Annotated in this window: 16 protein-coding genes and 1 tRNA gene; 14 read left to right on the forward strand and 3 right to left on the reverse strand. The window is 28.6% G+C overall.

The genetic code is table 11. The features are described from left to right. Positions 1-29 precede the first annotated feature (29 nt). The 4 genes from CPIN17260_RS09245 (at position 30) to sodB (ending at position 3,022) form a co-directional block, all read left to right on the forward strand. Complete coding sequence (locus CPIN17260_RS09245) at positions 30-179, forward strand: hypothetical protein (RefSeq protein WP_153300806.1); 150 nt, start codon at positions 30-32, stop codon at positions 177-179. 2 nt (positions 180-181) lie between these two features. Then, positions 182-1,264, forward strand: a complete 1,083-nt coding sequence (locus tag CPIN17260_RS08465; protein ID WP_069632756.1) for a GGDEF domain-containing protein — start codon at positions 182-184, stop codon at positions 1,262-1,264. Then, the gene (locus CPIN17260_RS08470) at positions 1,261-2,322 is read left to right on the forward strand and encodes a GGDEF domain-containing protein (protein WP_078398151.1); all 1,062 of its coding nucleotides are present in this window, start codon (positions 1,261-1,263) and stop codon (positions 2,320-2,322) included. The genes CPIN17260_RS08465 and CPIN17260_RS08470 overlap by 4 nt, the downstream gene beginning before the upstream one ends. An 82-nt stretch (positions 2,323-2,404) precedes the next feature. Continuing rightward, positions 2,405-3,022 carry a superoxide dismutase [Fe] gene (sodB, locus tag CPIN17260_RS08475; protein ID WP_069632755.1) on the forward strand — a complete coding sequence of 206 codons (618 nt, stop codon included), beginning with the start codon at positions 2,405-2,407 and terminating at the stop codon, positions 3,020-3,022. Positions 3,023-3,186: 164 nt separating this feature from the next. On the opposite strand, the gene CPIN17260_RS08480 is transcribed toward sodB, so the two are convergent. Beyond that, positions 3,187-3,261, reverse strand: a tRNA-Glu gene (locus tag CPIN17260_RS08480). 300 nt (positions 3,262-3,561) lie between these two features. On the opposite strand from CPIN17260_RS08480, the gene CPIN17260_RS08485 reads away from it, so the two are divergent. From CPIN17260_RS08485 to tpx, 10 genes are all read left to right on the forward strand, one after another. After that, positions 3,562-3,870: a hypothetical protein gene (locus tag CPIN17260_RS08485; RefSeq protein ID WP_153300807.1), complete on the forward strand. Its 309-nt coding sequence runs from the start codon at positions 3,562-3,564 to the stop codon at positions 3,868-3,870. Then, positions 3,867-4,721 carry a deoxyribonuclease IV gene (gene nfo, locus CPIN17260_RS08490; protein ID WP_078388092.1) on the forward strand — a complete coding sequence of 285 codons (855 nt, stop codon included), beginning with the start codon at positions 3,867-3,869 and terminating at the stop codon, positions 4,719-4,721. The genes CPIN17260_RS08485 and nfo overlap by 4 nt, the downstream gene beginning before the upstream one ends. Further along, on the forward strand, positions 4,714-5,976 hold the full coding sequence (locus CPIN17260_RS08495) for an OmpP1/FadL family transporter (protein WP_078406256.1): 1,263 nt from the start codon (positions 4,714-4,716) through the stop codon (positions 5,974-5,976). Before nfo ends, CPIN17260_RS08495 begins: the two co-directional genes overlap by 8 nt. Positions 5,977-5,985: 9 nt before the next feature. Beyond that, positions 5,986-7,602: a long-chain-fatty-acid--CoA ligase gene (locus tag CPIN17260_RS08500; RefSeq protein ID WP_078406257.1), complete on the forward strand. Its 1,617-nt coding sequence runs from the start codon at positions 5,986-5,988 to the stop codon at positions 7,600-7,602. Further along, positions 7,602-9,320 (forward strand): ATP-binding protein, encoded by a 1,719-nt coding sequence (locus CPIN17260_RS08505; RefSeq protein WP_078406258.1) that lies wholly within the window; start codon positions 7,602-7,604, stop codon positions 9,318-9,320. The genes CPIN17260_RS08500 and CPIN17260_RS08505 overlap by 1 nt, the downstream gene beginning before the upstream one ends. 152 nt (positions 9,321-9,472) lie before the next feature. Further along, the gene (gene secG, locus CPIN17260_RS08510; RefSeq protein WP_069632749.1) at positions 9,473-9,799 is read left to right on the forward strand and encodes a preprotein translocase subunit SecG; all 327 of its coding nucleotides are present in this window, start codon (positions 9,473-9,475) and stop codon (positions 9,797-9,799) included. Positions 9,800-9,812: 13 nt separating this feature from the next. Beyond that, positions 9,813-10,370: a ribosome recycling factor gene (frr, locus tag CPIN17260_RS08515; protein WP_069632748.1), complete on the forward strand. Its 558-nt coding sequence runs from the start codon at positions 9,813-9,815 to the stop codon at positions 10,368-10,370. A 5-nt stretch (positions 10,371-10,375) separates the two neighbouring features. Further along, positions 10,376-10,987 carry an orotate phosphoribosyltransferase gene (pyrE, locus tag CPIN17260_RS08520; protein ID WP_069632747.1) on the forward strand — a complete coding sequence of 204 codons (612 nt, stop codon included), beginning with the start codon at positions 10,376-10,378 and terminating at the stop codon, positions 10,985-10,987. Position 10,988: 1 nt separating this feature from the next. Then, on the forward strand, positions 10,989-11,420 hold the full coding sequence (locus CPIN17260_RS08525) for an RDD family protein (protein WP_069632746.1): 432 nt from the start codon (positions 10,989-10,991) through the stop codon (positions 11,418-11,420). Positions 11,421-11,483: 63 nt separating this feature from the next. Next, entirely contained in the window at positions 11,484-11,969 is a 486-nt protein-coding gene (gene tpx, locus CPIN17260_RS08530) for a thiol peroxidase (protein WP_069632745.1), read from the forward strand. Between the two features lie 520 nt (positions 11,970-12,489). Here the strand turns inward: tpx and CPIN17260_RS08535 are convergent. Together CPIN17260_RS08535 and CPIN17260_RS08540 are read right to left on the reverse strand one after the other, a co-directional pair. Next, positions 12,490-13,281, reverse strand: a complete 792-nt coding sequence (locus tag CPIN17260_RS08535) for a shikimate dehydrogenase (RefSeq protein WP_069632744.1) — start codon at positions 13,279-13,281, stop codon at positions 12,490-12,492. A gap of 1 nt (position 13,282) precedes the next feature. After that, positions 13,283-14,131: an SPOR domain-containing protein gene (locus CPIN17260_RS08540; protein ID WP_078398157.1), complete on the reverse strand. Its 849-nt coding sequence runs from the start codon at positions 14,129-14,131 to the stop codon at positions 13,283-13,285. Between the last annotated feature and the right edge of the window lie 10 nt (positions 14,132-14,141).

Raw genomic sequence — 14,141 nt, forward strand, 5'->3', positions numbered from 1 at the left:
AATAATTTATATTTTTATAGGAGTTTAAAATGATAAAAGATTATGATGAAGAATTTGAGTATGATGATTTACAAAATTATGATGAAGATGAAGTTGATATGGGTTATAGTTATAGTTATGATGACGATGATTATGAATACAACGATGAAAACGATGAAGAAAGTTATGATAGCTATTAAAAATGCTTAGTCAAAAAATTATAGATAGAAAAATAAGTCAAAATAAATACAAATCAGTAGAGTATATTTATAAATTTATAATAAATATACTCCTTGTAGGGCATATAATATCTTTTGTTCTTCTTTTGATTTTTGACCTTGGTCTATCTATATATTCTCTTATCGTTCTAATTTTTTCTTTTTATATAAAATACAAATACAACGAAAAATTTCAAAATTTAGTTTCGCTATGGTTTCACCTTAATACACTTATACTATCTGCTATTTTTACATACAAATTTGGATGGAATAGTGGTTTTTGGTATTTTGTTTTTGGACTGATATTTATTAGTTATTTTTGTGCTTTCGATAATCTTATATTTACATATTCTTTATCTGCTTTTGAAACTATTTTTATAGTTTCTTTGTATTTTTTTACAAAAGACAAAATAAATCCCAATATCGATGCTACAACATATCAAATTATGTATATAACTTGTTTTACGATAACTTTTTTTATTGTTTTTAGAATGTATTTATTTGCCAGCATTATCACATCTCAAGATTACAAAAGTTTAATCAAAGAACAACTTGAATTAGAAAAAATTTCACAATATGACCAATTGACTGGAATTTTAAATAGACGTAGCATGCAAAAACTTGTAGAAAAAGATGAAGAATTTATAAAGAAAAATAAAATTAAAACTAATAGTGTATTATTGCTTGGCGATATAGATGATTTTAAACATATTAACGATACTTTTGGGCATATTTATGGAGATAAAATTATTAAAGATGTTTCTAGCACTCTTAAAAATACATTTAGAAAAAATGATTTAGTGTGTAGGTGGGGAGGCGAAGAGTTTTTGATAGTATTAAATGATGTTAATGTAGAGTTTATATATGATCTTTCGGATAGGCTTTTAAAAAATATTAGCCTAATCAAATTACCAAATAATAACCCTATAACTATGACATTTGGGATGGTTGTTAATTTAAATTCAACCTCTAATAGTTTTGAAGATAATATCAAAAAAGCAGATGAACTACTATACAAAGGGAAAAGGGACGGTAAAGATAAAGTTGAAATAGAGATAATAAGATGAGTAGATCATTGACTTTAACCAAAGATTTGTATAGCAAAATAGAATATATTTTAAGAATCACAAACATTTTAGCTTTTGCTGCACATGCTTCATATTTTGTTATATTCTTAATAATGGAGCAATATATATTAGTGACAGTCAATTCATTTTCTATTATTATATACTTGTTTATACAAGCAGCTTATACCAACCCTCCAAATAATTCAAAAATATTACTTACATTATTTCAATTTGAAATCATGATACATGCTTTAATTTGTATAATGGTTCTTGGCTGGGGATATGGATTTGAGATGATTTTTATAACTTTTATAATCACAATATTTTTTGTTGAAACTAGTTATAAAAAAGTTACATATTTTTTGACATTTATCCAATTTGCTTTATTTATCATATGTTGTCTTAAATTTTATGATATCGCAGCAAAAAATACATTTTGGAAAGATTTTTGTTTTATATATAATTTTATTATTATGTCATTTTTAGCGATGGTATTATCATATATGCTTGAAATTTCAAATCAAGTAGCATATCTAAATGCGCAAAGAGAAAAAGAAAATATAAAAAATATTTCAAACCAAGATCCACTAACAAAACTATCAAATAGGCATTCTTTACAAGATTTTATAAAAAAGTATTTGAGTAAAAATAAACAATTTATATTAGTTTTATCTGATATAGATGATTTTAAAAAAGCAAATGATTTTTATGGACACAATGTTGGTGATTCTATATTAGTTCATATTTCTAGTTTATTAAAAAATATATTAAGAGAAGATGATTTTTTGTGTAGATGGGGAGGCGAAGAGTTTTTGATAATTATGCTAGACATAGACAAAAACAGTGCTTTAAATGTCATAAAACGAGCTAAAAATATTCTAAATACCACATTCGTGAAGCATGGTGATTATGAGATAAAAACAACAATGACATTTGGTGCTGTCTATCATGATAAAGATGAAGAATTTGATATAGAGACTATGATTAAAAAAGCTGATGATTTGATGTATAAGGGCAAAAAAACCGGTAAAAATAAGATAATATATGATTTTAAATAGACTATTTTATAAAATATTAATAGATGGTTTAATAAAAATACATTATAATTTTAAATATAATTTTTATTAAAAAGGAAAAAATATGTTTAAATTAAGAAATTTACCATTTGATTCAAAATCAAATCTTGTTGTTAGCGAAAAAACCTGTGAATACCATCACGGTAAACACCATGCTACATATGTAGCTAATCTAAATAATCTTATAAAAGATACAGAATTTGCAAATTCATCTTTTTATGAGATTTTGGTTGGTGCAAAAGGTGGCCTTTATAACAATGTTGCACAAGTTTATAATCATGATTTTTATTGGGATTGTATAGCTAAAAAAAGTGAAATGAGTGATGAGTTTAAAAAAGCTTTGCAAGCAGAATTCCCTAACTTTAAAGAAGACTTTATAAAAGCAGCTACTACACTTTTTGGTTCTGGTTGGGCTTGGCTTGTGTTTGATCCAAAAACTTCTAAATTAGAAATCGTTCAAACATCAAATGCAGCAACTCCTGTAAATGATGGAAAAGTTCCTGTTTTGGTTGTTGATGTTTGGGAGCACGCTTATTATATAGATAACTTTAATGCTCGTCCAAAATATCTAGAAACATTCTTTGAAAATATAAACTGGGAATTTGTTTCAGAAGCTTATGAGTGGGCTAAAAAAGAAGGTTTAGGTTCAGTACAACACTACACTCAAAAAATCCACGGTTAATTCTATGCCTAGCTTCGGCTAGGCTTTATCTTATATATTAAATAATAAAAAAATAATCGCTAATTATAGTTAACATTATTATTTAAATTCATAAAGTCTAAAAATATATTAAAACAATAAGTTTTAAAAAATAAGAAAATAAAAAGAGGTATTTAAAAAATAAGTGGTGACCCATACGAGACTCGAACTCGTGTTACCGCCGTGAAAGGGCGATGTCCTAACCGCTAGACGAATGGGCCACTTCTTCTGAAGTTGAATTGGGATTATATTACAAGAATACTTAAAAATAACTTAAAATATTAAATTTTATTAAAAATATTTGCGATAATATGTTTTTTATTGTATTATATGGAACAAATAATATTAACTAAGGTTTTATATTGAAACATTTTATCTTATTTTTTACTATTGTTTTTTTTTACGGGTGTTCATTTAAACCAACGCCTACAAGCTCACAAGTTTTTAATCTTACATTAATTTCCCCCATGATAAAGATAAACGACATTGTATTTTTGCATAAACATAAAAAAGGCTTAAATTTGCAAATATACAACACCGCATTAAATATAGCTAATATAAAAATTTATAATAAAATTTGCATAAATAGTGCATGTTTTGAAAAAACAGAATTTAATAAAAGATTTTTTTTAAATTCTTACTATGATGAAATGTTTGAAGATATTTTGTTACAAAAACCAATTTATAATAGAAAAAATTTACAAAAAACAGAATGTGGCTTTAACCAAAATATAAATAACAATTTAATACAATACGAGGTTTGTGCTGATAATGTTAAATTTATAGACACTAAAAATAAGATAAAAATAATATTAAGAGAGAATAAATGAAATACATAGGTGCTCATGTTAGTGCTAGTGGTGGAGTTGAGAATGCACCGCTTAATGCAGCAAAAATAGGAGCTGATGCTTTTGCACTTTTTGTTAAAAATCAAAGGCAGTGGACTGCGGCTGATCTGTCAGAAAAAAGTATTGCAGCTTTTAAGCAAAATTGTGAAAAAGCAAATATAAAGCCAGAGCATATACTCCCTCATGATAGCTATCTTATAAATTTAGGTCATTTTGATGATGAAAAAAGAGAAAAATCTTTCAATGCTTTTTTAGACGAGATAAGAAGAGTTCATCTGCTTGGATTAAAACTTTTAAATTTTCATCCAGGGTCTCATCTAAAAGAGATAAGTGAAAAAGAGTGTTTAGATAATATTGTAAAATGTTTAAATTTAGCCCTACAAGAGACCGAAAATGTTAGGCTTATTATAGAAAATACAGCAGGACAAGGATCAAATTTAGGATATAAATTTGAACATCTTGCCTATTTGATAGAAAATGTTATTGATAAAACTAGAATAGGTGTGTGTATAGACACATGTCATCTTTTTGCAGCTGGTTATGATATAAGAGATGAAAAATCATACAATAAAACAATGAAAGAATTTGATGATATTATAGGATATGAGTTTTTATCTGCAATGCATATTAATGATTCTAAATTTGATATTAATTCAAGAAAAGATAGACACGAAAGTCTTGGTAAAGGATTTTTGGGTTTAAATGCCTTTAAAAATATTATGAACGATGAAAAAATAGATGATATTCCTTTGATACTTGAAACAATAGATGATAGTATATGGGATAAAGAAATTGAAATATTAAGAAATTTTACGAGGAGAAATAATGTTTAAAAAAGTTGTTTTTGGCACTGTTGCTGTTGCTTCCTTACTAAATGCAGCTGGATACAAAGTACCAGAACAAAGTTCAGATGCCGTATCACTTCTATCAAGCAATATTGCTACTAGTTTTGGTGCAGATGCGGCATACTATAATCCTGCCAATATGATGTTTTTGCCAGAAAATAGGCACTACTTTGAGGCTAATTTGGCATGGTTTCATATAAATTCAGTGAAATTTAATTCAAATAATTCAAAAAGTTACAAATCTAATAAGTTTGATTCGCTTGCAAGCACTATGCATTCTGTTTCACCAGAATATTATGAAAATTTTCGTTTTGGTATGAGTTTGGCTGTCCCTGCTGGTGTTGGAATATCATGGGATGACCCAGATACTGCCTTTACAGCAAAAAGATTTAAGTTAAAAGTTGTTGAACTAAATCCTAGTGTTGCTTATAGGATTAGTGATAAGTTTGCAGTTGCTACTGGTCTTAGAGTTGCTTATACAAAAGGAATGCTAGCAAATGAATTATATGGATTAGGCGATCGTGCTTTACATGGTGATGGAGTGGATTTTGGATACAATCTCGCCCTGACATACAAACCAACACCTAATTGGTCTTTGGCTGCAACATATCGTTCTAAGATAGATTTGGACATAAAAGGTAATTCTAAAATAAACGTAAAACAATTTGGTATAAACTATAATGGAAAAGTTGAAGTAAATATACCTCTTCCGGCTCAACTAGCATTAGCAACATCTTACAAGATACAAGATACAACCTTGATGTTTTCATATGAAAGAACATATTGGTCTAAATTTACAGGGTATGATTTTGAATATCCTAGCAGAGCTAGGTATGCAGAACAGACAATAGAAGGTTTTTTTCAAGCAGCATTTGACAACAAAGTTATAAGAGATTATAGAGATACAAATACATATCGTTTTGGTGTAGCTCATGATGCGACTGACAGATTAAGACTGATGGCCGGTTTTGTCTATGATCAAAAAGCGGCCAAGAACAAGCATAGCGTAAGTCTTGAATTGCCAGACACTACTTCTTTAGCTTATTCTTTGGGTCTAAATTATAAAATCAATGATAATTTAGAATTATCATTAGGTGGACTTTACCAAGATAGAAAGAAAAATGATTCAAGTATAAAAATGGCAAAATTAAACAACGGTATGCCAATGCCTTTTAATCAGGATGGCGAAATATCAAAAGCTGCTATATGGATAATAAATAGTGGCATTAAATACAAATTCTAGGTAGGCTGTATGATCTATAAATATCAAAATCTATATGAAAATTTAGAGGCAGTAGTTAAAGCTAATCCAAAATCTGTTGCTATATTTGAAGACAATAAAAAAATAAGCTACAAAGAGCTTAAAAATAAGATAGGTAAAGTAGGTGCTTATCTTGAAAATGTAGGTATTAGACATGGAGATAAGGTTGGAATTTTAATTACTAACTCACAAGAGTTTATAATTAGCTATTATGCTATTACTGCTATTGGAGCAGTTGCGGTTCCATTAAATACATTTTTAAAATCAGATGAAATAAAATATATCCTTAAAGATTGTGAAGCCAAAGCACTATTCTTATCCACCTCTTTTCAAAAAGAACTGCAAAAAGTAGATGATATGTCTATAAGTAATTTTATATGGGCGGGTGGAGTTCCAAAAACATTTACAAAAACTGATCTTTTGTATACACAATCTTGCGATGAAGATACTGAAAGTTTGTATCTTGAAAATGAAACTGATGAGACTATAAAACATATTTGCTTTGAAGAACTTTACACTTTTCCTAAAGAAATAGATTTTGTCAAAAAACCTATACTTGATGATTTGTGTCATATCATATACACATCAGGCACAACTGGAAAACCAAAAGGCGCTATGATTACATACAAAAATATTTTTTCAAACGTAGTTAAAACAAGTGAGCGTTTTAAGGCATCTAAAAAAGATAGATTTGTTGTATTTTTACCTATGTTTCATAGTTTTACTTTAACATTAATGGTCATACTTCCTTTATGTTATGGTTCATCCATCATACTTGTAAAATCTGTTTTCCCATTTTCAAATGTTTTAAAACAAACATTATTAAAAAGAGCAACGATATTTTTAGGTGTTCCAGCAATTTATACAGCCATAGGAAAGGCTAAAATTCCATGGTATTTTAAATGGTTTAACAATGTTCGTCTTTTTGTGTGTGGTGCCGCACCTTTAGCAAAACAAACTATCGATGATTTTAGTGCTAAATTTCCAAGAGCAAGTCTTGTGGAGGGCTATGGTCTTAGCGAATGTTCTCCTGTTGTTGCATCAAATTTATATGAAAAACAAAAACCACTCAGTGTCGGAATTCCACTTGATGGCTACGAGGTTAAAATAGTTAATGATGAGATGGTAGAGCTTCCAATTGGTCAAGTTGGTGAGATAATAGTAAAAGGCGATTGTGTTATGAAGGGCTATTATGGTATGGATAATAGCGATGTCATCATAAACGGATGGTTAAGAACTGGTGATCTTGGTAAGATTGATGAAGATGGTTTTATATATATAGTTGATAGAAAAAAAGACCTTATTATATCAAAGGGAATAAATATATACCCAAGAGAAATTGAAGAGGTTATTTATCAGCTTGAAGAGGTTGAAGCTGCTGCTGTTATAGGCGTTAGCGATGAGCACGCTGATGAGGAAGTTGTTGCTTTTGTCCAGTTAAAAGAAGGCATGAATATTGATGAGAAAGAGATTAAAAAATATCTTAAAAAATATCTTGCTAATTTTAAAATTCCTAAGAATATTTATTTTTCAGATGAACTTCCCAGAAATGCAACTGGAAAAGTTTTAAAACGAGTTTTAAAAGAGCAAGTAAAGGATAAAATTTAGTGCAATATTTGATTGATTTTTTAAATTCCAATGAAAAAGATATTGGAATTTCAAAAATATTAAATACAAGTGAAGAGCAAACAAAAATATTAAGACATTTGAGCAAAAGCTATGTTGACGGGGTTTTTTCATTATCTGTTTTTGATATTTTAAGCTCTGTGTTTACAATAGAAAATTTTAGCCACATTGAACATCTTAAAGATATAAAATCTCTTATAGAAAATGGTTGGATTGTTCAAAATTTTGGTGTTTTCAGAACAGAGCAAAAGATAAGCCAATCTTTACTTCCTCTTTTAAATTGCGAAGTTTCTTTATCTTTAAATTTTTTAAAAATATTAGAAGATGGTGATTTGAATCTTGAGTTGCCAAATGCCGTAGCTTATGATGAAAATTTACAATACCTAAAAGATCAATTCTTAAGAATTGAATTATATGAAAAAAAATCACTGCTATCGGCAAAAAGTGAAGTAAAGTTAAAGATAAATAATCAGATATCAAAACTAGAAGATTATATAAAACAAAGAATTGAATTAAGTAAAATAGATATCGTTACAGAACAAATTTTTAAAGACAATACTTTAAATGAAAAAGAAGAACTTATTTTTCTAACTCTTTTAAGGCAAGAGTATAGCAATGATTTTGAAAATCAGAGAGAATTAGACAATCTAATATCATTAGTTAGTGAAGATGAGTTTGAATGTGTAAAAAATAGATCGCTTTTAGATGATAACTCAAAATTGCTCGATAGCGGACTTATTGAATACGATGAAATCCTAAACTCATATTCTACTATAAGCAAGAATTTTTTTATAAATGAAGATGTGCTTCAAAGTATTATGCACCCCAAAAACTCAAAAAAAGAGAAAAAAATAAAAGTTGATAGCATAATCAAAGATTATCAGATATTTGAGCTTATAGAACCAACAACAAATATAAACGATGTAGTTTTAAACAAAAAGACAAAAGAGCTTTTGGACACAATACTAAAACAAGTTGATAAAAAGGTTCTTAATAGACTAAATACTTGGGGTATAAAAAATAGAAAAAGCATAGATGCAAAAATCATTTTTTATGGCGAAGCTGGGACTGGCAAGACAATGAGTGCTGTTAGTCTTGCTAAGAGTCTTAAAAAGCAGGTGCTTAGCTTTGATTGTTCTAAAATTTTAAGCAAATATGTTGGCGAAAGTGAACAAAATGTAAGAAAAATCTTTGATTCATATAATGAAATTTGTAAAAAAACAAAAACAGAGCCAGTACTACTTTTAAACGAAGCTGATCAGTTTTTAAGTACTAGAATAGAAAGTTCTAACGGTGCTGAAAAAATGCATAATCAAATGCAAAATATATTTTTAGAGCAAATTGAAAGATTTAATGGTGTGCTTATCGCGACAACAAATTTTTTACAAACTCTTGATAGTGCTTTTTCTAGAAGATTTGATTATAAGATTGAGTTTAAGAAGCCTGATTTTGATTCTAGGCTTACTATATGGCGTAAAGTTTTACCACAAAATGCTGATTTTGAAGATAATTTTGATATAAAAAACCTTGCAAAATATAATTTAAGTGGTGCGCAAATAGTTCTTGTTATGAAAAATACAGCATTAAAAGTAGCTGTTAAAGATGAGCCGATATTTTTATTTGATGATTTTAAAAGCACCATAGAAAGAGAGCTAAGCTCTGCTTTTGGTGAAGATAAAAAAGTTGGATTTGGCTCTTAGCTATTAACTCATAAAATTATAAAGATATATTATCTTTAACAATTAAAGCATAGGAAGATATATTTTTTATGCTTTTATCAAAATACATTTTAATATAAATTCAAATTTTTTTTGTATAATATCTAAAAATATAGTTTAAAAAGGAAAATTAAGTGAGTTCTTTATTTTTAATTTTACAATTTGTATTAGCTGTAATTATAACAATAGCGGTTTTACTACAAAAAAGCTCTTCAATAGGCTTAGGTGCATACAGCGGTAGCAATGAAAGTTTGTTTGGAGCAAAAGGTCCTGCTGGATTTTTAGCGAAATTTACATTTATAGCTGCGGTTTTGTTTATACTAAACACATTAACTCTGGGATATTCTTACAACAAAGAGATGAAAAAATCTTTATTTGACAATATAGATACAAAAACATTAAATATCCCTAAAGCAGCTGAAAAAAAAGAAACTTCTGCGCCAACAGCACCTGAAAAATAAAAAGGAATAAACTATGATAAATGATATCTATAAAAATCAAAAGGAAAATAACGACAAAGCATTAGTTGCTTTAAAAAGAGATTTTACGACATTAAGAACTGGAAAAGTTAATATAAATATATTAGATCATGTTTATGTTGATTATTATGGAACACCAACACCATTAAATCAAGTTGCTACGGTTATAGCAACGGATGCATCTACGATAACTATCACTCCTTGGGAAAAAACGATGATTAAAGAAATATCCACAGCTATCCAAGCTGCAAATATTGGCGTAAACCCAAATAGTGATGGCGATAGTGTTAAATTATTTTTCCCACCTATGACTATGGAGCAAAGAAAAGAGAATGCAAAACAAGCTAAAGCAATGGGAGAAAAAGCAAAAGTAAGCATCAGAAATGTAAGAAAAGACGCAAACGATGAAGTTAAAAAACTTGAAAAAGAAAAAGCAGTAAGCGAAGATGAGATAAAAAAAGCTCAAGATGAAATTCAAAAAATTACTGATGATTATAACTCTAAAATTGATGCTATAGTCAAAGAAAAAGAAGCAGAACTTTTAAAGGTATAATAACTGTGAATATAGAAAAAATTTACAAAGAGTGCGGGGCATATTTACAGGGTCATTTCTTGCTTAGTAGTGGAAAGCACTCTGAGTTTTATCTGCAAAGTGCAAAAGTTCTTGAAAATCCATCTTTGGCTGGAATCTTAGCGGATGAATTGGCTAGCATTATAAATAATTCAAGCATTGAGTTTGATAGTGTTTGTTCGCCAGCACTTGGTGGTTTGCTTGCCGGATATGAGTTAGCAAGAGCTAGCAAGAAAAGGTTTATTTTTACCGAAAGAGTAGAAGGTAAAATGTCTTTAAGGCGTGGATTTGAAGTTTTAAATGGAGAAAAATTTATAATTTGCGAAGACATTATTACGACTGGTGGTTCTGCCTTAGAAAGTGCAAAAATTATTGAAGAACTTGGCGGAGTTGTTGTTGGTTTTGCGGCTTTAGCAAATAGAGGATTTTGTAAATTAACAAATTTAGATACGGGCTCAAAACCAGAATGTAAACTACCATTTGATAAGCCATTATTTGCACTTGGAAATTTTGAGTTTGAAATTTATGATGAAGAAAATTGCCCTCTTTGCAAAAATGGCACAAAAGCCATAAAGCCTGGAAGCAGAGGTAACAACTAATTTGGCACAAAAAGCCAAAGCAAAAATTGCTCCTATTAGCCTAAGAATCAAAGCTTTCATTGTTGATACGTTTATGATTCTTATGCCTATTTTATACATCACAACATACATAATACTAGATGGAAAAGAAGACTTTCAAAACTCTCAAATAGCAATCTTTGCTTGCAATGCAATGTTTTGTATTGCGCTATCTATATTTTTTGCAAAATTAGCACAAACACCTGGCTATAAGTCACAACAAATATATCTAATAAGTTTAAAAAGTGGAAAAAAGATAACATTTTTGCAAGCGGTTTTTAGATACATATGCTTTGTATTTGCTGGATGTAGCATAGTTGGTTTATTGCTTTGTTTTTTTAGAAAAGATAGATTAAATTTGCATGACTTGATGACAAAAACAGCGGCAGTATTACCAAATAGCAAAGCAAAATAAATTTAATATTTTAAAGTTTATTTAGGTAAAATTAAAATCATTTTAATAAAAAGAGGAGAGAAAATGACAAAATTTCAAGGAAACCCAGTAAAATTATTCGGAACACAAATTAAAGTAGGTGACAAAGCACCAGTAGTAGAAGTAGTAGGAAAAGATCTTAACACTATTAAAATCGGCGAGGCTGGCAAAACTCAAGTAGTTGTAGTAGTGCCTTCGCTAGATACTCCTGTATGTGCTTCAGAAGCTCGCAAATTTAATGAAAAAGCTGCAAGCAAGACTGGCGTAGAGGTTGTTGTTGTAAGCATGGACTTACCGTTTGCTATGGGTCGTTTCTGCACCACAGAAGGCATAGAAAATGTACAAGTAGGTAGTGACTTTAGAGGTGCTGAGTTTGGTAAGGCCTATGGTGTTCTTATTGAAGATTCTGTTCTTAAAGGTTTGCTTGCTCGTGCTATTTTTGTTCTTAAGGATGGTAAAGTAGCATATACTCAAATAGTTCCTGAAGTAACAGAAGAACCTGATTACGAAGCAGTTTTCGCTGCTCTATAATTTATCACGATACGACCGAACAAAATCTCGGTCGTATTCTACACACAAAATCTTATAAATTAAAAAATCTTTATTGAATTTATATTTTACTACTCTAGCATTAAGATTTGAAACATTAAAACTATATGATTTTTTATCCAAAAAACTTCAAATTTGTTTAACACTTATTTTAATGAGCTTGAGATGATTATGTATTAGAGTAGAGCTTTCTAGTTTGGCTTGCGTTAGTTTTTTACTTTTAGGCCAAGTTTATAAATGTTTTACAGAGCTAATTTATGAAACAAATTTCCATATCTTTCAAAGCTTGTCTTACATTGTTTTAGAACTTCGGTATTTGATTATATAATTACTTATTACAAGCCTACAGAACTATATACAGAGTTTTAAGCTATAAATTCAAATAACAAAAAAGAAGAAATATATCAAAGAATTTATATTAGTTACTAGTTTGGATTTAATTATTAGGAAACTTTACTTATAAAAAATATAATTTATATTCCAAAAAATCTCAAATAGTATTTTATAATTTAAGATTTAAAACTTCTCTCATTGATTTTTCTATTTTTTCTTCATCAAAAGCATTATCAAAGAACAAATTAAAAGCTAATACAGCTTGAAATAATAGCATATCCTTACCATCTTTATATGTAAGATTGTATTTGTCTGCGAGTTTTAAAAAAGGTGTTTTTTTACCATATATGACATCAAATGCAAATTTACTATCGCATAAAACTTGTTCTAACAATTCTATAGGTGCACATAAATTATCATCTTTTAAACCAGCAGATGTTGTATTTATAACTATATCAAATTGCTCTGATTTAAAATCTACCCAATCATAACATCTAAAATTTATAAAATCAGAAAATCTATGCTTGCTCCTATTTAAAATACAAACTTCTATATTATTTTTATTAAGTATATAAGATATAGCTTTTGCTGTCCCGCCAGCACCTATAACCAATGCTTTTTTTATGCCTTTAAAATCTTTTATGGACTTAAAAAAACCATCAGCATCTGTATTGTATGCATATATTTTTTGATTTTTTAAGACAAGCGTATTTGCAGAACCTATTGATTTTGTTGTATCGCACACTTTATCGCTTAAATTTAGAGCAAACTCTTTATATGGAACTGTAACATTTGCACCAGATAAAGAGAGTGCTTTAAATTTAGAAATAATATCACTACCGTTAGACAATTCATACCTAGAGTATGAACACTCTAATCCTAAATCCAACATCGCCTTATTGTGCAAAATAGGCGATATGGAATGTGTTATTGGATTACCAATAACAGCAAATAATTTCATTTTATTTTACTCTGTAAACAAATGCACCTTTATTTATAGTTTTTCTGATTTTTTCTAATTCGATTTTTAGTTTAGAACTATCAAAAGGACCTATTAACACCTTTGTAGTACTTCCAACTCTTAGAGTCTTATATTCATATCCCTTAATTAAGATATTATTTAATTCTTTTTTATCTGGCTCTACCTTTGAAGTTGCTGAAACCTGAATATAAGCACCTGCTGTTATTTTACTTTCTTTAGAAACATTATTTTGAACCTTTTTTACATCTTTTGTCTTTTGATTTAAAGAAGGTCTAGTTTCTTTTATGACTTTTTCTACAACAGGTTTTTTAGCAGTAGATTGTTTATTTGTTTTTTTATCTTTTATCTCTTGCTTTGCTGTTTCTTTCTCTAGTTGTTTTACTGTTTCAGGTAATTGATCTTGAACTTCTTTTATTACTTTGTTAATTTTTTGTTCTTTAATTGCTTCTTTTGGTGCTGTTTCTTGTTTAATATTTTCTTTTTCTTTCAATCTTTTTACCATATCTTCAAAATCATCTTGCGATTTATTTTCCGGTAATATTGGAACTTGTTCAAATAATTGCTCATTGTTACCCGAGTTATTTACAGAAGAAATTAAATTTTGTTCAGATTTTTCATCAGGTATAGGAGGCAAAGCTAATCTAGAATCCAGCTCATTATCAGAAGAAACATTATTATCGTTAGAATTTATAATTTTCATTGTAGCTATAACTATTAAAAAAAGTATACTCAAAGCAGCAACTAATATTAAAACTTTTTTAAGCTTTAAATTCTTGGTATCATCCTCATTATCTAAAAGTATATCTTTTAATTCGTCACTATTTTGCATAATATTCCTT

The sequence above is a fragment of the Campylobacter pinnipediorum subsp. pinnipediorum genome (assembly GCF_002021925.1).
Taxonomy (GTDB): domain Bacteria; phylum Campylobacterota; class Campylobacteria; order Campylobacterales; family Campylobacteraceae; genus Campylobacter_A; species Campylobacter_A pinnipediorum.